Source organism: Streptomyces sp. NPDC004065 (genome assembly GCF_044903565.1).
GTDB lineage: Bacteria > Actinomycetota > Actinomycetes > Streptomycetales > Streptomycetaceae > Streptomyces.
Map to the genome: position 1 here is coordinate 1 of NZ_JBJDQT010000034.1, position 21,888 is coordinate 21,888.

The 21,888-nt window shown below is 72.9% G+C and carries 21 protein-coding genes and 1 tRNA gene; 12 read left to right on the top strand and 10 right to left on the bottom strand.

The genetic code is table 11. From position 1 onward, the window contains the following. Positions 1 to 90: 90 nt before the first annotated feature. On the bottom strand, positions 91 to 618 hold the full coding sequence (locus ACI2LW_RS28780) for a universal stress protein (RefSeq protein WP_404734157.1): 528 nt from the start codon (positions 616 to 618) through the stop codon (positions 91 to 93). A gap of 434 nt (positions 619 to 1,052) precedes the next feature. Between ACI2LW_RS28780 and ACI2LW_RS28785 the strand changes: the two genes are divergently transcribed. Both ACI2LW_RS28785 and ACI2LW_RS28790 read left to right on the top strand, forming a co-directional pair. Beyond that, positions 1,053 to 1,373, top strand: a complete 321-nt coding sequence (locus ACI2LW_RS28785) for a hypothetical protein (protein ID WP_404734234.1) — start codon at positions 1,053 to 1,055, stop codon at positions 1,371 to 1,373. Positions 1,374 to 1,750: 377 nt separating this feature from the next. After that, positions 1,751 to 2,983, top strand: coding sequence for a helix-turn-helix domain-containing protein (locus ACI2LW_RS28790; RefSeq protein WP_404734158.1), 1,233 nt, complete (start codon positions 1,751 to 1,753; stop codon positions 2,981 to 2,983). 340 nt (positions 2,984 to 3,323) lie between these two features. On the opposite strand, the gene ACI2LW_RS28795 is transcribed toward ACI2LW_RS28790, so the two are convergent. Further along, on the bottom strand, positions 3,324 to 3,914 hold the full coding sequence (locus ACI2LW_RS28795; RefSeq protein ID WP_404734159.1) for a TetR/AcrR family transcriptional regulator: 591 nt from the start codon (positions 3,912 to 3,914) through the stop codon (positions 3,324 to 3,326). Between the two features lie 256 nt (positions 3,915 to 4,170). Here ACI2LW_RS28795 and orn point away from each other — a divergent pair, with 256 nt between their 5' ends. The 4 genes from orn (at position 4,171) to ACI2LW_RS28815 (ending at position 5,797) form a co-directional block, all read left to right on the top strand. Continuing rightward, positions 4,171 to 4,779 (top strand): oligoribonuclease, encoded by a 609-nt coding sequence (gene orn / locus ACI2LW_RS28800; protein WP_404734160.1) that lies wholly within the window; start codon positions 4,171 to 4,173, stop codon positions 4,777 to 4,779. 124 nt (positions 4,780 to 4,903) lie between these two features. Beyond that, positions 4,904 to 4,976 (top strand) — tRNA-His (locus ACI2LW_RS28805). A gap of 156 nt (positions 4,977 to 5,132) precedes the next feature. After that, positions 5,133 to 5,411: a hypothetical protein gene (locus tag ACI2LW_RS28810; RefSeq protein WP_404734161.1), complete on the top strand. Its 279-nt coding sequence runs from the start codon at positions 5,133 to 5,135 to the stop codon at positions 5,409 to 5,411. Next, positions 5,408 to 5,797: a type II toxin-antitoxin system VapC family toxin gene (locus ACI2LW_RS28815; RefSeq protein ID WP_404734162.1), complete on the top strand. Its 390-nt coding sequence runs from the start codon at positions 5,408 to 5,410 to the stop codon at positions 5,795 to 5,797. The genes ACI2LW_RS28810 and ACI2LW_RS28815 overlap by 4 nt, the downstream gene beginning before the upstream one ends. 167 nt (positions 5,798 to 5,964) lie before the next feature. Here ACI2LW_RS28815 and ACI2LW_RS28820 read toward each other — a convergent pair whose 3' ends face one another. Next, positions 5,965 to 7,020: a LacI family DNA-binding transcriptional regulator gene (locus tag ACI2LW_RS28820; RefSeq protein WP_404734163.1), complete on the bottom strand. Its 1,056-nt coding sequence runs from the start codon at positions 7,018 to 7,020 to the stop codon at positions 5,965 to 5,967. A 479-nt stretch (positions 7,021 to 7,499) separates the two neighbouring features. Here ACI2LW_RS28820 and ACI2LW_RS28825 point away from each other — a divergent pair, with 479 nt between their 5' ends. From ACI2LW_RS28825 to ACI2LW_RS28840, 4 genes are all read left to right on the top strand, one after another. After that, positions 7,500 to 8,855 carry an ABC transporter substrate-binding protein gene (locus ACI2LW_RS28825; protein ID WP_404734164.1) on the top strand — a complete coding sequence of 452 codons (1,356 nt, stop codon included), beginning with the start codon at positions 7,500 to 7,502 and terminating at the stop codon, positions 8,853 to 8,855. 5 nt (positions 8,856 to 8,860) lie between these two features. Beyond that, positions 8,861 to 9,874 carry a carbohydrate ABC transporter permease gene (locus ACI2LW_RS28830; protein ID WP_404734235.1) on the top strand — a complete coding sequence of 338 codons (1,014 nt, stop codon included), beginning with the start codon at positions 8,861 to 8,863 and terminating at the stop codon, positions 9,872 to 9,874. Positions 9,875 to 9,885: 11 nt separating this feature from the next. Beyond that, positions 9,886 to 10,794: a carbohydrate ABC transporter permease gene (locus ACI2LW_RS28835; RefSeq protein WP_404734165.1), complete on the top strand. Its 909-nt coding sequence runs from the start codon at positions 9,886 to 9,888 to the stop codon at positions 10,792 to 10,794. A 224-nt stretch (positions 10,795 to 11,018) separates the two neighbouring features. Continuing rightward, entirely contained in the window at positions 11,019 to 12,455 is a 1,437-nt protein-coding gene (locus tag ACI2LW_RS28840; RefSeq protein WP_404734166.1) for a GH1 family beta-glucosidase, read from the top strand. A gap of 162 nt (positions 12,456 to 12,617) precedes the next feature. On the opposite strand, the gene ACI2LW_RS28845 is transcribed toward ACI2LW_RS28840, so the two are convergent. The 4 genes from ACI2LW_RS28845 to ACI2LW_RS28860 form a co-directional block, all read right to left on the bottom strand. After that, a complete protein-coding gene (locus ACI2LW_RS28845; protein ID WP_404734167.1) occupies positions 12,618 to 12,929 on the bottom strand; it encodes a trypco2 family protein in 312 nt (103 codons plus the stop codon). A 273-nt stretch (positions 12,930 to 13,202) separates the two neighbouring features. Continuing rightward, on the bottom strand, positions 13,203 to 14,666 hold the full coding sequence (locus ACI2LW_RS28850) for a cellulose binding domain-containing protein (protein ID WP_404734168.1): 1,464 nt from the start codon (positions 14,664 to 14,666) through the stop codon (positions 13,203 to 13,205). 196 nt (positions 14,667 to 14,862) lie between these two features. Beyond that, the gene (locus ACI2LW_RS28855) at positions 14,863 to 16,236 is read right to left on the bottom strand and encodes a sensor histidine kinase (protein WP_404734169.1); all 1,374 of its coding nucleotides are present in this window, start codon (positions 16,234 to 16,236) and stop codon (positions 14,863 to 14,865) included. Further along, positions 16,233 to 16,937: a response regulator transcription factor gene (locus ACI2LW_RS28860; RefSeq protein ID WP_404734170.1), complete on the bottom strand. Its 705-nt coding sequence runs from the start codon at positions 16,935 to 16,937 to the stop codon at positions 16,233 to 16,235. Before ACI2LW_RS28860 ends, ACI2LW_RS28855 begins: the two co-directional genes overlap by 4 nt. A 139-nt stretch (positions 16,938 to 17,076) precedes the next feature. Between ACI2LW_RS28860 and ACI2LW_RS28865 the strand changes: the two genes are divergently transcribed. Then, positions 17,077 to 17,595: a hypothetical protein gene (locus tag ACI2LW_RS28865; protein WP_404734171.1), complete on the top strand. Its 519-nt coding sequence runs from the start codon at positions 17,077 to 17,079 to the stop codon at positions 17,593 to 17,595. 179 nt (positions 17,596 to 17,774) lie between these two features. Here ACI2LW_RS28865 and ACI2LW_RS28870 read toward each other — a convergent pair whose 3' ends face one another. Together ACI2LW_RS28870 and ACI2LW_RS28875 are read right to left on the bottom strand one after the other, a co-directional pair. Further along, positions 17,775 to 18,662 carry a spermidine synthase gene (locus ACI2LW_RS28870; RefSeq protein ID WP_404734172.1) on the bottom strand — a complete coding sequence of 296 codons (888 nt, stop codon included), beginning with the start codon at positions 18,660 to 18,662 and terminating at the stop codon, positions 17,775 to 17,777. 178 nt (positions 18,663 to 18,840) lie between these two features. Beyond that, the gene (locus tag ACI2LW_RS28875) at positions 18,841 to 19,233 is read right to left on the bottom strand and encodes a hypothetical protein (RefSeq protein WP_404734173.1); all 393 of its coding nucleotides are present in this window, start codon (positions 19,231 to 19,233) and stop codon (positions 18,841 to 18,843) included. A gap of 280 nt (positions 19,234 to 19,513) precedes the next feature. Between ACI2LW_RS28875 and ACI2LW_RS28880 the strand changes: the two genes are divergently transcribed. Then, a complete protein-coding gene (locus tag ACI2LW_RS28880) occupies positions 19,514 to 21,124 on the top strand; it encodes a hypothetical protein (RefSeq protein WP_404734174.1) in 1,611 nt (536 codons plus the stop codon). Positions 21,125 to 21,284: 160 nt separating this feature from the next. On the opposite strand, the gene ACI2LW_RS28885 is transcribed toward ACI2LW_RS28880, so the two are convergent. Beyond that, the gene (locus tag ACI2LW_RS28885) at positions 21,285 to 21,881 is read right to left on the bottom strand and encodes a histidine phosphatase family protein (protein ID WP_404734175.1); all 597 of its coding nucleotides are present in this window, start codon (positions 21,879 to 21,881) and stop codon (positions 21,285 to 21,287) included. Between the last annotated feature and the right edge of the window lie 7 nt (positions 21,882 to 21,888).

The window sequence follows — 21,888 nt, forward strand, 5'->3', positions numbered from 1 at the left end:
AGACCCCAAGCCGTTCATCTGGACCAAGACCGCCGAGGAGATCCTCGAATCCCTCGCACGATTCTGCCGACGGATCTCCGGCGCAGGACACTAGGGGATGACCACGACCGGCCGCTGCGCCCGCTTGGCGAGCCGGCCCGCGACCGAGCCGAAGAGACGGCCCACGATGCCGTGCGTGGAGCCGACGACGATCGCGTCCGCCTCGTACTCCTTGCCCACTTCCTCGAGTTCGTGGCAGATGTCGCCGCCGCGCTCGACCAGGATCCACGGCACCTCGGCGAGGTACTCGGCGCAGGCGAGTTCGAGGCCGAGGACCTCCGTGCGGTGGTCGGGGACGTCCACGAAGACCGGTGGCTCGCAGCCCGCCCACACCGTGGTGGGCAGCCGGTTGGCCACGTGCACGATGATCAGCCCGGACCGGGTGCGGTGGGCCATCCCGATCGCGTAGGCGAGGGCGCGTTCGCTGGAGGTGGACCCGTCGAAGCCGACGACGACACCGTGCTTGAACGCCGGATCGCAGGAACGGCGTGGCTCTTGCGCCGCCAGGGGATCGGCCGCCGTGGGATCGGCGACCGGCCGCTTGCGGTCCGCGGGTTCGAAGAATTCGTGACCGGCCATGGCTGTCTCGGCGATGTGATCCTTTGTGGGGGACGACAGTGGGCGGCGGAGCGGTGTCCGGGAATCGTCTTCCCGTCCCCATACCCCCAAGGGTACGGCGGCACGCCTCCTTCGCCCAGACCCCGCGCACTCTCCGTGGCGGTTCCCCGGAGCATGCACGAGCGACGCCCGGAACGCAATGGTTGCTGCCCCGTACAGGCGGTTTGCGCGGGATTCACGCACGGCGACCGCGCGATCGCGCATCATGCGGCGCCCCGGACACCGCGGGCGCGTGTCCGGCGGCAGCGGTCCGGGGGCCGTGCCGGTGCCGCACAGTGACCGGCGGACCGCGGCGGCGTTGAGCCCGGTGAACCACCACCGGCCCCCGTAGGGAGCACGCCGTGTCCCAGCCCCCGGTCGTCCCCGGGAACCACGCCTCGCCGTCCGCCGCGCCCGTGCCCCCGTGCGAGGACGGCGCGTGCGCGGAAGCCGGCCCCGACGGCGTGCGCGACGTGGTGCGCTGGGCGGCCTTCAGCTGCGCCCTGGTGCCCGTGGTCCTGCTCTGGTGCGGCGGTTCGCTCGCCGGCGCGGCCGGCACGGCTCTCGGCCTGGCCGCCGTCACGGGGGTCTGCCGGGTGCTGCTGCGCCAGTCCGAGCGCGGGGCGGCGCGGCTGCGCGGGGAGGAGCGCGCCCCCCATCGCGGCCGGCATCACAGGACCGGCACGGGGGCCCACCGGGGCGGCCGCCACCCGGGCGGAACGGCACCGGTCGACTGACCGGTTTCCGCGCACACACACGTATCTTTTCAGCCAACTTCTCGAACCCGTGCATCCCCTGGCCCAAGTGCCCTCCACCCCCCGTTCGACCTGCACGGAAAGGGTCCAGGGCACCCTGCGTACCCTACGGGGATTGGCCACCGCGACGAGGCGTACTTCCCTGCACGCTCCCCGAGTGCAACGCTTCGTGATCGAATGCTTCACGCCAAGTTGCCATGTCGACAATGTGCCGGATGGCGAACCGGCCACCGTGGCACGGCGGGACACAGTAGATTCGATCTTGACTGTCTACGGCGGGGGACTCGTGCAGGACCGAGGGGAAACGTGCAGGAGCGACACAACCGAGGAGCCGCGACCACCGAGGGGGGCTTAGCAGTATGAGCCACGACTCCACTGCCGCGCCGGAAAACGCGGCCCGGAAACTGTCCGGGCGACGCCGCAAGGAGATCGTCGCGGTGCTGCTGTTCAGCGGCGGCCCCATCTTCGAGAGTTCCATACCGCTGTCGGTGTTCGGGATTGACCGCCAGGACGCCGGCGTGCCGCGCTACCGCCTTCTGGTGGCGGCCGGCGAGGAAGGCCCGCTGCGGACCACAGGGGGCCTGGAACTCACCGCACCACATGGCCTGGAGGCGATCTCCCGGGCGGGCACGGTCGTCGTGCCGGCCTGGCGCTCGATCACCTCACCACCACCGGAGGAGGCGCTCGACGCACTGCGCCGGGCGCACGAGGAGGGGGCCCGCATCGTCGGCCTGTGCACCGGGGCCTTCGTCCTGGCCGCGGCCGGCCTGCTGGACGGACGGCCGGCCACCACGCACTGGATGTACGCGCCGACGCTGGCCAAGCGCTATCCGTCGGTGCACGTCGATCCGCGGGAGCTGTTCGTCGACGACGGCGACGTGCTGACGTCGGCGGGTACGGCCGCCGGGATCGACCTGTGCCTGCACATCGTGCGCACGGACCACGGCAACGAGGCGGCGGGCGCGCTGGCCCGCCGGCTGGTGGTGCCGCCGAGGCGCAGCGGAGGCCAGGAACGCTACCTGGACAGGTCTTTACCCGAGGAGATCGGCGCCGACCCGCTCGCCGAGGTCGTCGCCTGGGCGCTGGAGCACCTCCACGAGCAGTTCGACGTGGAGACGCTGGCGGCGCGGGCGTACATGAGCCGCCGTACGTTCGACCGGCGGTTCCGCTCGCTCACCGGGAGCGCGCCGCTGCAGTGGCTGATCACCCAGCGGGTGCTGCAGGCGCAGCGGCTGCTGGAGACGTCGGACTACTCGGTGGACGAGGTGGCGGGACGCTGCGGCTTCCGCTCCCCCGTCGCGCTGCGCGGCCACTTCCGGCGGCAGCTGGGCTCGTCGCCCGCGGCCTACCGGGCCGCGTACCGGGCGCGCAGGCCGCAGGGCGAGCGGGCGGCGGAGGCCGAGGCGGCGGCCGGTGCGGTGGGGTCCGGGTCCGGGCCCGGCCACGGACCCGCGGGTGCGCTCGGGCTGCCCGGCGGGGGCGGGCCGTCCTCGCCGCCGGCGCTGCATCCCGAGGGGGCGGTGCCGCACCAGGCGCGCAGGGCGCCCGCGGCGTTGTCCGGGAGTGTGCCGGGGCCGCGCAGCGGGTCGTGAGGGGCGCTCGGTCCCGGGGCTCCGCCCCGGGACCCCGGCGGGGGCTGTGTCCGCGCGGCCCCCTTTGCCCACCCGCCGCCCGACTCGGCGGGGTGAGGCGGCACCGTCCCTGGGGCTCCGCCCCGGGACCCCGGCAGGGGGCTGCGCCCCCCGCACCCCCCTCTGCCCCATCCGGCCCGCCCGACTCGGCGGGGTGAGGAGTTGCCGCCACGGGGCTCCGCCCCGGACCCCCACGCGGGGCTCCGCCCCTGCACCCCGGGCGGGGGCTGCGCCTTCTGCGCCCAGGCGGGGGCTGGGCCCCCGCGCCCCGGGCGGGGCTCCCGTCCGGCTCACCGTCCGCTCACCTCGGGCGGCGCAGCCCCGTGAGTAGGAGGGTGACCAGGCGGCGGGCGTCGTAGCCGGGGTCGGCGTCCGCGCCGATGCAGAGGTTGCCCACGCCTCGCATCAGCTGCAGGCCCTTGATCCCGGACTCGATCTCCCCGGCCGCGGCCGCGGCGTCGAGGAGCCGGTCGCACACCGGCACGAGCCGGTCGAGGAAGTACGTGTGCAGCGCGTCGAAGCCGGCGTTGTCGGGCTGGAGCACACCGGCCAGTCCGTGCTTGGTCACCAGGAAGTCGACGAACAGGTCGATCCACCGCTCCAGCGCCTCGTAGGGCGTGGCGCAGCTCTCCAGCAGCTCGGGCCCCGCCTCGGCGCAGGCGTCGACCTGGTGGCGGTAGACGGCGATGATCAGGTCCGCCCGGGTCGGGAAGTGCCGGTAGATCGTGCCCATGCCGACACCGGCCCGGGCCGCGATGTCCCGTACCGGTGCCTCCACGCCCGAGGCGACGAAGGCCGCGGCGGCGGCGTCCAGCAGGGTCTGCTGGTTGCGCAGGGCGTCCTTGCGCTTGGGCCCGGCCGCGGTGGCCCTGCCCCCACCGGTGTCCTTCACCACGACGATCCTTCCCTCGGGCCTGCGCGGCGCGATCGGTGCTCCCGCTCCCGGACCGGCCGGTCCACCGGCCGGCGGGCGAGCGAGCCGGCCGGCCGGCCGGAGCAAGGTTCCGCTTCGTGCATTTTCGCACCGCACCGTACCGCCCGCCGACCCGCCGTGCGGACGGTGCGGCGGGCGGCGCGGCGGGCGGTCCTCGCGATCACCCCGTGCACACCGGGCCCGTACGGCGACGGCGCGCCGTAAGGTTAGACATATGAACGATCGCATGGTGTGGATCGACTGCGAGATGACCGGCCTCTCGCTGTCCGACGACGCGCTCATCGAGGTGGCCGCCCTCGTCACCGACTCCGAGCTGAACGTGCTCGGCGAAGGAATCGACATCGTCATCCGGCCGCCGGACTCGGCGCTGGAGACGATGCCGGAGGTGGTGCGTCAGATGCACACCGCGTCGGGACTGCTGGAGGAGCTTCCCGGCGGCATCACGCTGAAGGACGCCGAGGAGCAGGTCCTCGCGTATGTGCGGGAGTACGTCAAGGAGCCGGGCAAGGCGCCGCTGTGCGGGAACTCCGTCGGCACCGACCGCGGGTTCCTGCTGCGCGACATGCCCGAGCTGGAGGCCTATCTCCACTACCGGATCGTCGACGTGTCCTCGATCAAGGAACTGGCCCGGCGCTGGTACCCGCGGGCGTACTTCAACAGCCCGCAGAAGAACGGCAACCACCGCGCCCTCGCCGACATCCGCGAGTCCATCGCCGAGCTGCGCTACTACCGCGAGGCGATCTTCGTGCCGCAGCCCGGACCCGACTCCGACACCGCCAAGGCGATCGCCGCGAAGCACGTCCTGCCTGCTCAGAAGGCGTAGTGACGGCACAGGAGGGACACGCGAAGGGGCGCCGCAAAAGCCGTGCGCGAGCACCCCTTCGGACCCTGTACACTTTTTCTCGGCCGGTCGGGGAAACCACGACGTGGGAACACCGCCGGTCATGGTGGGTGTAGCTCAGCTGGTAGAGCACCTGGTTGTGGTCCAGGATGCCGCGGGTTCGAGTCCCGTCACTCACCCTACGAGTCAGGCCCGTGATCCGCGGAAAAGCGGATCACGGGCCTGACTGCCGTTTGGCTCTGTGCCCGCGAGTCGATCCGCCACCCGCCTCCGGTCAAGCCCCACCGTGGCAGACTCGCCCCACGCGATAACAAGAGTTTTGTCAATGTGCCTCCATGGCCACCACTTCCGAGCCCGCTCCCGGCGAAGGTCCGGTCCGCCCAGTCTCCGTCTCCCTTCACGAAGGCACCATCGCGGCCCTCAAGGCGCGTACCGGCAGGCGGGGCATGTCCGCCTACGTCGAGGCGCTCATCCAGCGCCAACTGGAACGCGGCCGGCTGCGCGAACTCATCGAGGACGCCGAGGCCGAACACGGGCCCGTCGACCAGACCGCGGTCGAGACCAAGCGGTCCATGCTGCGCGGTGACGCAGACGGTTCGGCGGACGCCGCGTGAGCGGCACCCTCGTCCTCGACTGCGAGGGCCTGTCCACACTCGTACGACGCACACCCGAACTCACCGAATGGCTGGCCGCCGAAGCCGAAGACGTCCGCGTCGTCACCAGCTCCGTCACCCTCGTCGAAGCCCGCGACCCCAAGGCCACCGAGGCCCGCTTCGACTACGCCGTCTCCCGCATCGACATCATCCCGCCCACCGAAGCCATCGCTCGCCACGCGAGCGGACTCCTCGCCGCAGCAGGTCTCCACGGACACAAGTACGCCCTCGACGCGATCGTCGCCGCCACCGCACTCGCATCCCCCGCCCCCGTGACCGTCCTGACCTCGGACCCGGAAGACCTTCTGACGCTCTGCGGCCCCGGCATCCGCGTGTTCAAGATCTGAGCCATGCGCTCCCGCCGGCAACATCGATTTCACCTGTCCTGAAGTTCACGACGCCACCGGGCCGGGCCGTTGGGAGACACGGCTACTACGACGGATCCACGGCTTCGGGCATCGAGAAGGTGCGGCGGGTGTGTTCGATCGTGGTGTCCAGCAGCCTCGGACCCCCGTCACGACGACGTCCGCACCACCAGTTCCGTCGGGAGTACCGCGTGCTGCCGCTCCAGGTCGCGGGTGGTCGCCGGGCGGCGGTCGGCTATCTCGGCGAGCAGCAGGTCGATCATCGCGCGGCCCATCTCCTCGATGGGCTGGCGGACGCTGGTCAGCTGCGGGTCCATGTGGCGGGCGATGGCCGAGTCGTCGTAGCCGACCAGGGCCACGTCGTCGGGTATGCGGCGGCCCGCCTCGCGCAGCACCTGGCGGGCGCCGGCCGCCGTCACGTCCGAGGCGGCGAAGACCGCGTCCACGTCGGGGCTGCGCTCCAGCAGGCGCGCCATCGCCCGGCGTCCGCCGTTCTCGGTGAAGTCACCCCGCTCGATGAGCAGCTCGTCCACGCCCCGGCCCGCGTCCCGCAGGGCGTCGCGGTAGCCGTCCACGCGGCGCTGGGCGCCGTAGACGTCCATCCGCCCGGTGATGTGCGCGATACGGCGCCGGCCGCGCGCCAGCAGGTGCTCCACCGCCGAGCGGGCGCCCCCGTAGTTGTCCGAGTCGACCGAGGTCAGGGTCTCCCCGGCCGACCGCGGACCGCTGATCACGGCGGGGATCTCCAGCTGGGACAGCATGTCCGGCAGCGGGTCGTCGGCGTGCACGGAGACCAGCAGGACGCCGTCCACGCGGTGCGCGGCGAGGTACTGGGCCAGCCGCTGCCGCTTGCGGTCGCTGCCCGCGAAGATCAGCAGCAGCTGCATCTCGGTGTCCGACAGTTCGGCGCCGACCCCGCGCAGCATGTCCGAGAAGTACGGTTCCGCGAAGAAGCGGGTCTCCGGCTCGGGGACGACGAGGGCGATCGCGTCGGTGCGGTTGGCGGCGAGGGCGCGGGCGGCCGTGTTGGGCACGTAGCCGAGTTCGGCGACCGCCGCCTCGACCGCGGCGCGGGTCGCGTCGCTGACCCGGGGCGAGCCGTTGATCACGCGGGAGACGGTGCCGCGGCCGACGCCGGCCCGCGCGGCGACCTCCTCGAGCGTCGGCCGACCGCCGCTCCGGCCCCGCGCTCCGTGGCCTGCCATGGGCTCCGCCTCTCCACTGTCGTACCACCTGGCCTGGAATGTAACAGCCCGGTCGGTGAAGTGACCGTCCCCGGGGGTCGCCGGCGGGCGCCCCGGCAGGGCCGCGGCACCTCGGCACCGGGCGGTCCGGAAGGGCCGCGGCGGCCCGGAACCGGGCGGTCGGGCAGCCCGGAACCGGGGCGGTCCGGCGGCCGGGCGGCGGGTGCGCCGCCTGCCCTCCGCCGGCCCTCCGCCGTCCGCGATGCACCGTTCCGGGGCGTCGGTTAACAGCCCGATAACCGAAGGCATATTGCCCCGCTCACACTCTTGACACCCCCGTGCGAACCCGCGACTCTTCAACACATCACCGATGGGAGCGCTCCCACGGTACCTGACACATACACAACCCGCACGTTCCCCGCCCGAGCCGCAGCGAGAATTGAACGGGCCCAACAGCAGTTGGCCGGGGGGTCGGCACGTCAGGGCAACAGGAGGACGCAATGCGAGCACGTTCCCGCTCCCACTCTCGGCTTCGCCCGAGCGTGGGGACCCCCACAGCCCGCAAGGCGGTGGTCCTGGCGGCAGCCGCGTCGCTGGGTGCCGGGCTGCTGGCCGGCTGCGCCAGCGACAGCGGAGACAAGTCCGGCTCGTCGGACGGTGGGAGTGGCAAGACCACGCTCACGATGGGACTCTTCGGCACCCAGGGCTTCAAGGAGGCCGGCCTCTACGCCGAGTACCAGAGACTCCACCCCGACATCAGGATCCAGGAGAACGTCACCGAGCGGAACGAGAACTACTACCCGGCGCTCGTCAACCACCTGACCACCAACAGCGGCCTGATGGACGTCCAGGCCGTGGAGGTGGGCAACATAGCCGAGGTCGTGCAGACCCAGGCCGCCAAGCTCGCGGACTTCTCCAAGGTTCCGGGCGTGAACAAGAGCGGCTGGCTGGACTGGAAGTGGCAGCAGGCCACCACCAAGGACGGGCAGACCGTCGGCCTGGGCACCGACATCGGCCCGCTGGCGATCTGCTACCGCAAGGACCTCTTCCAGAAGGCCGGTCTGCCCACCGACCGCGAGGCCGTCGGCAAGCTGTGGGCGGGCGACTGGAACAAGTTGATCGAGGCAGGCCGGACGTACAAGAAGAAGGCGCCCTCCGGCACCTACTTCATGGACTCCCCCGGCGGCCTGCTGAACGCCGTGCTCAGCAGCGAGAAGGAGAAGTTCTACGACTCCTCCGGCAATGTGATCTACAAGACCAACCCGGCCGTCAAGTCCGCCTTCGACCTGACCGCCAACGCCGCCAAGGACGGGCTGGTCCAGTCGCAGACCCAGTTCCAGCCGGCCTGGGACCAGACGATCGCCAACAGCAAGTTCGCCACCGTCGCCTGTCCGCCGTGGATGCTCGGCTACCTCAAGGGCAAGTCGAAGCCCGAGTCCGCGGGCAAGTGGGACGTGGCCGTCGCCCCGAAGTCGGGCAACTGGGGCGGCACCTTCCTGGCCGTCCCCAGGAACGGCAAGCACGTGAAGGAGGCCCAGGCCTTCGTCGCCTGGCTGACCGCCCCGGCCCAGCAGGCGAAGCTGTTCAGCGTTCAGGGCAGCTTCCCGAGCGCCCCCGGCGCCTACAGCTCCTCCGCCGTCACCGGCGCGAAGAACGAGATGACCGGTGACGCGCCGATCGGCGAGATCTTCGCGGAGGCCGCCAAGGCCATTCCGACGCAGGTGATCGGCCCGAAGGACCAGATCATCCAGCAGGGTCTGACGGACAACGGCGTCATCCTCGTGACGAAGGGCAAGTCGCCCGCCGACGCATGGAAGACGGCCACCAAGACCATCGACAACAACCTGGAGAAGTGACCGGTATGGCCACCCGGCACGACACCGCCGCGCCCCCCGTCAAGGGGGGCGCGGCCCCGGGCCGCCCGGCCACGGGCGCGGTGCACGACGAGGCGGAGCTGCGGCACCGGGCCCGGCTGTCCCGTCGCTGGCAGCGGGACGTGCGGTGGAGTCCGTACGCGTTCGTCTCGCCGTTCTTCCTGCTGTTCCTGGCCTTCGGCCTGTTCCCTCTGATCTACACGGCGTGGGCCTCGCTGCACACGGTGGAGCTGACCGCCCCGACCGACATGCAGTGGGCGGGCCTGCGCAACTACACCCGGATCTTCGACGACGACTTCTTCTGGAACGCGGCGAAGAACACCCTGACCATCGGCGTCATCTCCACGGTGCCGCAGCTGCTGATGGCGATGGGCCTGGCCCACATCCTGAACTACAAGCTGCGCGCCTCGACCTTCTACCGGGTCGTGATGCTCGCGCCGTACGCCACCTCGATCGCCGCCGCGTCGCTGGTCTTCGTGCTGCTCTTCGGCCGCGACTACGGCATGATCAACTGGGGTCTGCACTTCGCCGGCATCGACGCCATCGACTGGCAGAACGACAAGTGGCCCTCGCAGATCGCCGTCTCCTCGATCATCATCTGGCGCTGGACCGGCTACAACGCGCTGATCTACCTCGCCGCGATGCAGGCCATCCCGCAGGACCTGTACGAGTCGGCGGCGCTGGACGGCGCCAACCGCTGGCAGCAGTTCTTCCACGTCACGCTGCCGCAGCTGCGCCCGACGATCCTGTTCACCGCCGTGGTCTCCACGATCGGCGCCAGCCAGGTCTTCGGCGAGCCGCTGCTGTTCGACGCCAACAAGGGCGCCTCCGGCGGCGCGGAGCACCAGTTCCAGACCCTCGGCCTGTACCTGTACGAGCAGGGCTGGGTCAACCAGCACCTGGGCCGGGCCTCCGCGATCGCCTGGACGATGTTCCTGATCCTGATCGTGATCGGCATCGTCAACTACGTCATCTCGCGCCGGCTGCGCGCCAGTAGTTAAGGAGTACGGCCGTGACGACGACCCTGACGAAAACCGACCCCGGTGCACCGGCCGCCCCACCGCGCCGGGTGCGCCGGTCCAAGGCCGCCCGCGCGGGCGGGCAGCTGCACGCGGGCCCGGTCGCGTACCTGATCCTGGCCGTGTTCACCCTCGGCTCGCTGTTCCCGCTGGTGTGGACCGCGATCGCCGCCTCCCGGGACAACAACCGTCTGGCGCAGACCCCGCCGCCCTTCTGGTTCGGCTCCAACCTGACGCACAACCTCCAGGTGGCCTGGTCGGACGCCAACCTGGGCAAGGCGTTCCTCAACACCACCATCGTGGCGGGGATCTCGGCGGGCACGATCGTCTTCCTGTCCACGATCGCCGGCTTCGCCTTCGCCAAGCTGAGGTTCAAGGGCCGGAGCGCGCTGATGCTGCTCGTGATCGGCACGATGATGGTCCCGCCGCAGCTCAGCATCATCCCGCTGTACATGATGGTGGCCAAGCTGGACTGGACCGACCAGTTGCAGGCGGTGATCCTGCCGTCGCTGGTCAGCGCGTTCGGGGTGTTCTTCATGCGGCAGTACCTGCTGCAGGCGCTGCCGGACGAGATCATCGAGGCCGCCCGGGTGGACGGCGCGAGCAGCTGGCGCGTGGTGTGGCACGTGGTGTTCCCGGCGGCGCGGCCGGCCATGGCCGTGCTCGGCATGCTGATGTTCGTGCAGACCTGGAACGACTTCCTGTGGCCGTTCCTGGTGCTGACCCAGACCGGCAACCCGACCGTGCAGGTCGCCGTCGCGGGGCTGGGCCGCGGCTACACCCCCGACCAGTCACTGATCATGGCGGGCGCGCTGCTGGGCACGCTGCCGCTGCTGCTGGTCTTCGCGGTCTTCGGCAAGCAGATCGTGGGCGGCATCATGCAGGGAGCGGTCAAGGGCTGACGCCCCGGGCGTCTGCGCAAGGGCCGGGTCGACGCCGCCTCGGCCCTTCTTCCCCGCCGCTCGCCTTGCCTCGGCCCGCCTCGCCTCGGCTCGCCGCCTCCCCCGTTTCCCCTCTCGCCCCTTCCCCCTCTTCTCCCTCTTCTCCTCCCTCTTCGCCCTCTTCCTCCCCTTCTCCTTCCCCCTCCTACCCGTCGGTCTTCACGACCTCTTATGGGAGCGCTTCCATGCCTGAGTCCGCACAGCCGGTGACCCCGGTGACCTTTCCTCCCGCCTTCCTCTGGGGCGCCGCGACCTCGGCGTACCAGATCGAGGGTGCGGTGCGGGAGGGCGGCCGTACGCCGTCGATCTGGGACACCTTCAGCCACACCCCGGGCAGGACGGCCGGTGGCGACACCGGTGACATCGCGGTCGACCACTACCACCGCTACCGCGACGACGTCGCCCTGATGGCCGAGCTGGGCCTGAGCGCCTACCGCTTCTCCATCTCCTGGTCGCGGGTGCAGCCGACCGGCCGCGGCCCCGCGGTGCAGGTGGGCCTGGACTTCTACCGCCGGCTGGTCGACGAGCTGCTCTCGCACGGGATCAAGCCGGCGATCACCCTCTACCACTGGGACCTGCCGCAGGAGCTGGAGGACGCGGGCGGGTGGCCGGAGCGGGACACCGCGCTGCGCTTCGCCGAGTACGCCCGGATCGTGGGCGAGGCGCTCGGCGACCGCGTGGAGAGCTGGATCACGCTCAACGAGCCCTGGTGCAGCGCCTTCCTCGGCTACGGCTCCGGTGTGCACGCCCCGGGCCGCACCGAGCCCCTGGCCTCGCTGCGCGCCGCCCACCACCTGAACCTGGCCCACGGGCTGGGCGCGCAGGCGCTGCGCTCGGTGATGCCGGCCCGCAACGAGGTCGCCGTCAGCCTCAACTCCTCCGTGGTCCGCACGGTCTCCCAGGCCCCGGCGGACCTGGCCGCCGGGCGGAAGATCGAGGACCTGGCCAACGGCGTCTTCCACGGTCCGATGCTGCACGGGGCGTACCCGGCGACGCTGCTGGAGGCGACCTCGTCGATCACCGACTGGTCCTTCGTCCGCGACGGCGATCTGCGCACCGCCCACCAGCCGCTGGACGCGCTCGGCCTGAACTACTACACGCCGGCCCTGGTGGGCGCGGCGGAATCGGTCCAGGACGGTCCGCGCGCCGACGGTCACGGGGCGAGCGCGCACTCGCCGTGGCCGGGCGCGGAGGACGTGGCCTTCCACCAGACACCGGGCGACCGCACCGCCATGGGCTGGACGGTCGACCCGACCGGCCTGCACGAGCTGCTCATGCGCTACACCCGTGAGGCCCCCGGGCTGCCGCTGTACATCACGGAGAACGGCGCGGCCTACGACGACAAGGTGGACGGCGACGGCCGGGTGCACGACCCGGAGCGGGTCGCCTACCTGCACCAGCACCTGGCGGCGGTCCGCCGGGCGATCACCGACGGCGCCGATGTGCGCGGGTACTACCTGTGGTCGCTGATGGACAACTTCGAGTGGGCCTACGGCTACGAGAAGCGGTTCGGCGCGGTGTACGTGGACTACGCCACGCTCGCCCGGACCCCGAAGAGCAGCGCCCTGTGGTACGCGAAGGCGGCCCGCACGGGGCAGCTGCCCCCGGTGGACGCGGTCTGACCGGGCGGAGAGGGACCAGTCCCCGGCCGGCCGCTGACCCGGGGGAACGGCGTACGGGGCGCGGCGCGCGGGAGTGGAGGGGAGTGCCGCGCCCCGGGCGGTCCGCGCCCCCTGCGGGCCGGTGCGAGGGGGGCGGTCGGCGCCTGCCGTCAGCGCCCGGCGTCAGCGTTCGCCGTCGGCCTCGTCGCCGGAGATCCAGGCCGGGCGCGGTGCGCCGCCGCCCGGCGGGACGGCCTTGGGGGTGAGGGTGACCTTGATCCGCTGGGTCTGCGCCCGGGTGTGCTTGCCGTCGGCGTTCGCGTCGACCACCCACAGCCGGACCTTGCCGCCCCCGCCGGCCTCGCGGGTGACCGCGACGGTCGCCTCCACCTCCACCGGACCGGCCTCGAAGAGCAGCGCCCCGCCCGCCCCCTCGACGAGTGCCGCGGTGAGCTGGTGCCTCAACTCGCGGATCATGTCCGACAGTTCGATCACGACTCCCCCTCGTTCGCCGGCGTCCCGATGCTACAAGCCGTCCGCCCGGCGGGGGCCCGGTCCCGCACGGGGCCCGGTCCCGCACGGGGCCCGATCCCACACGGGGGGGGTAGATCGCGTACGGGGGTCGATCGCGTACGGGGGCCTGATCACGGCCCCACGACCGCGCGCCCCGGCCGGATGGGGGGTTGGGTGCCGGCCGGGGCGCGTTCCCCGTTTTCCTGGAGTGGTCTGTTCGGCCTCCGTCGAGTGGTCTGCTCGTCGGCCGCCCGGTCAGTTGAAGGCGCCGAAGGCCTTGGCGAAGGCGAAGGCGTCCTGGGTGATGGAGCTGCAGGTGGCGTCCGCGGTGGGCTTGGTGCCGCCGGCGCACTGCTTGTCGCGGGTGGCGGACCACATGGACAGCCAGCCGATGCCCTTGGACTTGGCGAAGTTCACCAGCTGGGTGGCGTCGTCGACCTTGAAGACCTCCGAGGAGACGTCGTTGACGCCGATCATCGGGGTGACGGCGACGGTCTTCCAGGCGGCGCTGTCGGACAGCCCGAGGACGCTCTTGATCTGGGCCTGGGTGGCGGTGGCGGCCTGCTCGGCGTAGGTGCCCATGTCGCCGCTGTAGGCGGGGCCGTAGTCCATCGCCATGATGTTGACGGTGGAGATCTTCACGCCGTTGGACTTGGCGTCGGAGAGCAGGTTCACGCCGTCCTGGGTCAGCCCCTCGGGCATGACCGGGAGGGTGAAGGAGACGTCCAGGCCGGGGTGCTGCTGCTGGAGCTTGGCGATGGCCTGGGCGCGGCGGGTGTTCGCGGCCGTGTTGGGCAGCGCCCCGCCCTCGACGTCGAAGTCGACCTTGGTGAGCTTGAACTGGTCCACGGCCTTGCCGTACGCCGCCGCCAGCGCGTCCGCCGAGGAGCAGGTGGTGGCGAGTTCCGAGCCGGAGGCGCCGCCGAAGGAGACGCGCACGTCCCCGCCCTTGGCGCGCAGCGCGCCGATCTGGGAGGCCACACCGTCGCTCGCGAGGTCGGTGACACCGCCCCACTTGGGGGTGCAGCCGCCGCCGTCGGTGACGAAGGCGAGGTTGTAGTTCTTCACACCGGTGGCGTTGGCCGCGGCCAGCAGGTCGAACGCCGGGTAGAGGGAGGTGTCGACGTAGGGCGCGAAGCCGGCGCTGGTGGTGGTGCCGCTGCCGGTGGTCTGCGACGGGGTCGGCTTCGGCGCCGGCGTCGACGGAGTGGCGCTCGGGGTGGCGGACTTGGTGGGCGTGGGGGCGGGCGTCGCCGTCTGCGTCGGGCGCCCGCTCGGCTCGGGGGTGGCGCCGCCGTCGGCGGAACAGGCGGCGTCGTCGATACGGCAGCCGGTCGGGTCGCCGGTGCCGTTGACCACGAAGCCGACGGTGACGGACTTGCCGGGGGCGATCCCGTCGGTGTCCCACTTGGCGGGCTTCACGGTGACGTGCCGGCCGCTGACGCTCGACTCGGCGTTCCACAGCGAGCTGAGCTTCGCTCCGGCCGGCAGGTCGAACTCCAGCTTCCAGTCCTTCTCGGTCTGCTGGGAGTTGTTGGTGACGACGTACTGCGCGGTGTAGCCCGTCGACCAGTCGCTGGTCCTGGTGTACGCGGCGCCGACCCCGGCCGCCTGGGCGATCCCGGTGAACAGGAGGGCGCCGCCGCCGGCCACGGCCGCGGCGACGAGACCGCCTATCGCCTTGTTCCTGCCACTGATCCTGCGCCGGTGCGTGCTCATCGTGCCTGCCTTCGCTGTTCACGGGGGTGGGGTGCGGCAGCACGCTAGCGAGCGGGAATCGGGCAAACGGCTTGATACGGACGGCGGTTGAGGATCTTAGGGTGCGCTTAAGGAAGGGATCGGGGCCGGTTAAAGGTAGAGACCAATCGGGCGTGAGGGTCGTTTCGGGTGGTCACGTACAGGGCACGGTGCGTGGTCATCTCAGGGCCGGGCGCCTGCGCCGCCGTACCGCGCCCCGGTGGCCCCTGCGCACCGGTTTGCGCCCGTCGAGCTGGAACCAGATCCGCACCTCGGTGCCGCCGAGCACCGAGGACCCGATCCGCACGTCCCCGCCGGTCGCCTCCGCGAGACGGCGCACGATGTCCAGGCCGAGCCCCGTGGAGCCGTCGGTTCCGGACCCGCGGCCCCGGGCCATGGCCGCGTCGGGGTCGGGTATGCCGGGGCCCGCGTCGGAGACCAGCACGATCACCGCGTCGTCGGCGTTGTGCACGTCCACCGCGAACGCCGTGCCCTCGGGGGTGTGCCGGAAGACGTTGCCGAGCAGGGCGTCCAGGGCGGCGGCGAGGTCGGCACGGGCCACGGGTATGCGCACCGGCCGCTCCACGCCGGCCACCCGCCACTTGCGGCCCTCGTCCTCGGCGAGCGCGGACCAGAACTCCATCCGCTCCCGCACCACTTCGGCCGCGTCGCACCCGGCGCCCGGACCGGCCGCCGCCGTCTGCGGCTTGGCCTCGCGGGCGGTGCGGATGATGGTGTCCACCTCCCGCTCCAGCTGGGCCACCGCCGTGCGGGTCTGCTCGGCGGCGGGCCCGTCGCCGAGCGAGGCGGCGTTCAGCCGCAGCACGGTCAGCGGGGTGCGCAGCCGGTGGGACAGGTCGGCGGCCAGCTCCCTCTCGTTGGCCAGGAGCTGGACGACCTGGTCGGCCATGGAGTTGAACGCCACGGCCGCCAGCCGCAGTTCGGACGGCCCCTCCTCCGGCACCCGGGCGCCCAGCTTGCCCTCGCCCAGGTCGTGGGCGCCCTCGGCGAGCCGCTGCGCCGGCTGCACCATCCGTACGCCCAGCCGGTCGGCGACGGCGACGGAGCCGACGACGAGCGCGGCGCCCACCGCGGCGAGCACCGCCCAGGCCGTGCCGACGCCGTTGCTCACCTCGGACTCGGGGACGTACACCTCGACGACCGCGATGGCGCCGGAGCTCAGGGCGACCGGCTGGAGCAGTGTGGAGCCGCCGGGCACCTCGGTGGTGGAGGCGCGGCCCATCCTCCGCACCGCGGCGACGGCCTCACGGGCGGCCCGGCCGCGGCCGATGTCGACGGCCGGCTGACCGTCGGCCTCGGGTATGTGCACGGCCATCCCGGCGTCGGAGCCCGCGGAGGCCACGACCCGCTCCAGCTGCTCGCGGTCGGTGGTGATGGACAGCGCCGGGGCGACCGCCGCCGCCTGGCGTTCGGCGTTGGAGAAGGCGCGGTCGCGCGCCATCTCCTTGATGACCAGTCCGAGCGGCACGGCGAAGGCGACCACGACCATGGTGGTGACCGCCAGGCAGACCTTGACCAGCGCCCATCTCATCGCGGCCCCTCCGCTCCCGGCGGCTCCAGCTTCACGCCGACGCCCCGCAGGGTGTGCAGATAGCGCGGCCGGGCGGCCGTCTCGCCCAGTTTGCGCCGCAGCCAGGACAGATGGACGTCTATGGTCTGGTCGTCGCCGTAGGACTGCTGCCACACCTCGGCCAGCAGCTCCTTGCGCGGCACGACCACGCCGGGGCGGCCGGCCAGGAAGGCGAGCAGGTCGAACTCACGGCGGGTCAGGTCCAGTCGCCTGCCGTCCAGTTCGGCCTGGCGGCGCAACGGGTCCACGGTCAGCCCGCCGACCCGGATCACGGTGGACGGCGGGGTCTCACCGGCCGCCGAGCGGGCCCGGCGCAGCACGGCGGCCATCCGCGCGGACAGGTGCTCCACGGAGAACGGCTTGGTCAGGTAGTCGTCCGCCCCGGCGTTCAGCAGGCGGACGATCTCCGCCTCGTCGTCGCGCGCGGTGGCGATGATGACGGGCACGTCGGTGATGCCGCGCAGCATCTTCAGCGCCTCGGAGCCGTCCAGATCGGGCAGTCCGAGGTCCAGGACGACCACGTCGAAGCGGATGTGGGCGACCTCGCGCAACGCCTCCAGCGCCGTGCCCACGCTGCGCACGGTGTGCGAGGCGTCGGTCAGGTGCCGGATGAGCGCGGAGCGTACGAACTGGTCGTCCTCGACCACGAGAACACTTGCCATGCGCCGCACCGTACGCCATGCGGACGAGCCCGGTGCCGCCCTGTGGACAACTTCGCCGCGCTCCCGGCCCCTGTGGACAACCTCGCACGATCGCCGTTCGGGGCGACACGGGTGGGGCTCGTGGGGCACTATGGCCGCGATGTTCAGAGGAGCCGTACACGTACTGGCGTGGTCGCTGGCCACCGGGGCCGCGGTCACGTTGTCGTGGTGGGGCGTCCACACGGTGATGGCGGGCACGGCCTACGACCCGCCGCGCGCCCTGCCCATCACGGCGGCCGGTGCGGCCACCCAGGCGTCCAGGCCGCTGGCCTCCTCCACCCACCGGCCCGCGCCGTCGAAGTCCCCCTCGGCCCGGCCGAGTCGGTCCCCGGGCAGGCCGGGCCCGGCCCCCAGCGCCTCCACGACGCCGCGCACCGGCCCCTCGCCCACCGCCTCCGGCCGGGTCAGGAGCTACGACACCGAGGGCGGCCGGGCGGTGTTCGACCTGGGTCCGGCCTCCGCGACCCTCGTCTCGGCCACACCGGGCACGGGCTGGTCGATGCAGGTGTGGAAGACGGAGTCGTGGATCCGCGTGGAGTTCACCTCGGGCCCGAACCGGGTGTCGGTCATCTGCACCTGGCACGACGGCCCGCCCCGCGTGGAAGTGGGCAACTACTAGGGACCTGACGGCACTTCGGACGGCACCGGCCCGCGGCCCCGCGCTCCGGCCCTGTTGGCTCCCCCGCTCCCCCGCTCGCCCGCCCTCCCGCTCGCCCGCCCTCCCGCTCCCCCGCTCTCCCGCCTCCGGGTCTCCTGCCACCGGCTCTCCCGCGCTCCCTCCGTGGAGCCGGGGGACCGTCAGTGGAACACCGAGGCCGGCGGGGCCGGGGAGGCCACCGCGGCCGCGTCGGTGACGGGTGGGGCACCCCCGGTGAAGTCGGTGAGGGCGCGGCCGTGTTCGACGCGGGCCGGATGGGGGTCGGAGGCGGCCCGGCGGGTCAGCTCGGCGAGCGGCAGGGGCCGGTCGCAGGCGGCGAGGACCGCGTTGCCGAAGCGCTTGCCGCGCAGTACGGCCGGGTCGGCGACGAGGGCGAGTTCGGCGAAGCGGGCGGCGGCGGTGGCTATCTGGCCCCGCAGATGGCCGAGCGGCGGGCCGTCGGCGATGTTGGCGGCGTAGACACCGCCCGGTTTCAGGGCCCGGCGCACCTCGTCGAGGAACTCGGTGGAGGTGAGGTGGGCGGGCGTACGGGCCCCGCTGAACACGTCCGCGAGGACGAGGTCGGCCCAGCCGTCCGGAACCCTGGCCAGCCCCTCCCGGGCGTCGGCCGACCGCACCCGTATCCGGGCTGCGGGATCCAGCGGCAGTTCGCGGCGCACCAGGTGGACGAGGGCGGCGTCCCGTTCGACGACCTGCTGGGTGGAACGCGGCCGGGTGGCGGCGACGTAGCGGGCGAGGGTCAGGGCGCCGCCGCCGAGATGGACGGCGTGGACGGGCTTTCCGGCGGGCGCGGCCAGGTCGATCACGTGCCCGAGCCGCCGCTGGTACTCGAAGGAGAGGTACGCCGGGTCGTCCAGGTCGACGTGCGACTGCGGAGCCCCGTCGATCAGCAGCGTCCAGGCCCTGGCCCGCTCCCGGTCGGGTACGAGCCGGGCGAGCCCGCCGTCGACCTGCTCGGCGACGGCTTCCACCGCTCCCCGCGCCCTGCGGTGCTCCTTGGACCGCGCGGACCTCCCGGACCTTCCCATGCGCCCATTGTCGCAAGACCCGTCCCGCCGCCCGTCAGCGCTGTCCGTCAGCGCTGTCCGTCAGCGCTGTCCGTCAGCGCTGTCCGTCAGCGCTGTCCGTCAGCGCCGTACGTCACGACCGGGCGGGAGCGCGCCCCGGCGGGTGCCGGACCAGGAGTGCGCACCGGAGCGGCCGGTGTCAGCGGCAGCTGTCGGCCGCCCTGATCGTCCGGGCCGCCTCGTCCAGGGCCCGGCGGAGCACGGCCGGGTCCGTCGCGAGGTCCGCCTCGCCGGGCGGGACCAGCCAGTCGGAGCCCTCCACGGGCGGCTCGGGAACCGCGGTCGTGCCGCGCCCGTCCGTCCCGGTGCAGATGCTGCCGGGGACGTCCCATGCGGCGGCCGTGCCCGCCGGGACCACGAACCCCAGGGTGTCGCCGCCGTCGTGCAGCACCGGCCCCACCGAGTCCTCCGCACCGCGGCGCAGGATGTCGACCGCCTCCAGTCCCTGCCGCGCCGGCACGGTCACCAGGTCGCATCCGGGCGGCGCGCCCGTGTCCGCACTCCGGTCGGTCTCCATCCCGGCCTCCACCACGAAACCCCTCCTCGTGAGCGAGCGGGTCGGGAGTCGGGGCTCCCGGTCCACGGGGAACAACGCGCGAAAGCGTCAACGGCTACGGCCCAAGTCAGCCACAAAGGATGGCACTTCATGGCAGATCACGTATGAGATATCCGGTTTGTAGCCAAACACCGCGTGGCGGACCGGACACAGCCGGTACGTTCTTGCTCGCCGGAAACAGGGAGAACACCCGACAATTCGGTCAACTCTTCCTCGCTCCGGCATGGTTCGACGGTTCGCACGAGAGGGCCCGGCCATGGCGTCGTCACAGGTGACCTCGTCCCCGTCCCCCCGGCCACCGCGGCCGAATCTCGCCTTCCGGCGCCTGCGCGGACAGCGCTCGCCGGCCGAGTTCGCCGCGGCGGTACGGCGGGCCGCGCGCGAGATCGGCGAGCGGGTCAGCTGTGACGCGCGCTACATCGGCCGGGTGGAGGCGGGCGAGATCCGCTGTCCCAACTACGCCTACGAGCGTGTGTTCCTGCACATGTTCCCCGGCCGCACCCTCACCGACCTGGGCTTCGCGCCCCGCTCGTCCGTCCGCGGGCGGGCGGCGCGCAGGGCCGGGGACGACGCGCCCACGGCGTACGCCGTGACCGTGGAACGCGCCCCGCATGAAACGCGGGCGCCGGGCCACCCGTATCACCCCTACGACGCGCGGGACCCGCGGGACCGGCCCGACCCGCGGGACCGGCCCGACCCGCAGGACCCGCAGTACCCGCAGTACCCGCAGGGCCGGCAGTACCCGTACGAACCGCAGGATCCGTACGAGCCGCAGTTCCCGCACGACCCGCACCACCACCCGCACGACCCGTACGACCCGTACCACCCGCACGAAGACCACGAGGAGAGCGACGTGCTGCGTCGCGCATTCATGACCCGGGGGGGCGCCACGGTGGCCGCCGCCTCGCTGGGCCCCCTGGGGCTCGCCATCGACGCCTCGGCCGCGGACCGCCCCGTCCGCCGTGCCGGGGCGAGCCACGCCGGCGCCCTGGAGGAGGCCGTCCGCAGAATCCGGCTGCTCGACGACCGGCACGGGGCGGACGGCCTGTACCGGCGCGCTGCGGCTCCCCTGCGCGCCGCGTACGCCCTGCTCGACGCCGGGGCGACCCGGCAGGCCACCGTCGACCGCCTGCACGCGGGCGCGGGTGAACTGGCCATCTCGGTGGGCTGGCTGGCGCACGACTCGGGCCGCTTCGAGGACGCCCGCTCGCACTACGCCGAGGCCCTGGCCACCGCGCGCGTGACGGGGGACGCGGCGGTGGAGGCGCACGCCTTCTGCAACATGGCCTTCCTCGCCCGGGACGCGGGCCGGCCGCGCGAGGCGGTGCGGGCGGCGCAGGCCGCGCAGCGCGTCGCGCGCACGCTGGGGTCCGACCGGCTGATGTCGCTGCTCGCGCTGCGCGAGGCGGGCGGCTGGGCGGGGCTCGCCGACCGCACCGGCTGCGCGCAGGCGCTCACCCGGGCGCAGGCCCTCTACGAGCGGGGTTCCTCGGACGCCGATCCCGAGTGGATGAGCTTCTACGGCCGGGCGGAGCTGGAGGGGCTGGAGGCGCAGTGCTGGTCCACGCTGGGCGACTGGCCGCGGGCGGCACGGCACGCCCGGCGGGCCGCGCATCTGCAGGACCCGCACTTCACCCGGAACATCGCGCTGTACACCGCCGAGTTGGCGGACGACCTCGCGCGCGGCGGGCGGCCCGACGAGGCGGCGTCGGCGGGGATGCGGGTGCTGCACCTGCTGGACCAGGTCCAGTCGTCGCGGATCCAGACGATGCTGGCGGGCACCGCGCGCGTCCTGCTGCCGCACCGGCGGGCGTCGGGGGTGTCGGAGTTCCTCGAACGCCACGCGTCGGCGCCGCGGACCGTGTGACGGCGCCCGTACGACCGGCGTGACCACGCTCGTACGACCGGTGTGAGCGCACGCGCACGACCCGCGTGAGCGCACGCGCACGACCGACGCGCCCCGGTCGCCGCGCCCCCGGTCGCCGCGCCCCCGGTCGCCGCGGTCGCGGCGGTGCCGCGCGGTGCGGCTACACCGGCAGGTGGCCGACGTCGTTCCAGCTCTCCAGCGCCGGGTCGCCGTAGGCCCAGCCGAGGACCGACAGCGAGGCCGGGTTCAGGCGGATGCGGGCCGCGAAGGCGACCGGCAGGCCGAGCCACCTCGCGGCGATCGACCGCAGTATGTGCCCGTGCGCGAAGACCAGTACGTCCCGGTCCTCGCCCCGCGCCCAGGCCACCACCTCGTCGGCGCGGGCCGTCACCTCCGCGAGGGTCTCCCCGCGCGGGACGCCGTCGCGCCAGATCAGCCAGCCGGGCCGCTCCCGCTGGATCTCCGCGGGCGTCATGCCCTCGTACGCGCCGTAGTCCCACTCCATCAGCGCGTCCCAGCACTCGGCGCGCGCCCCGAAGCCGGCCAGCTCGCACGTCTGACGCGCGCGTGCCAGCGGACTGGTGCGGACCTCGGCGCCGGGCAGCCCGTCGAACGGCGCCCGGCGCAGCCGCTCACCGAGCAGTTCGGCACCGCGCCGGCCCTCCTCCAGCAGCGGAACGTCGGTCCTGCCGGTGTGCTTGCCGGACAGCGACCACTCGGTCTGTCCGTGCCGGGCCAGCAGGACGCGCGGTGCCATGAGGACC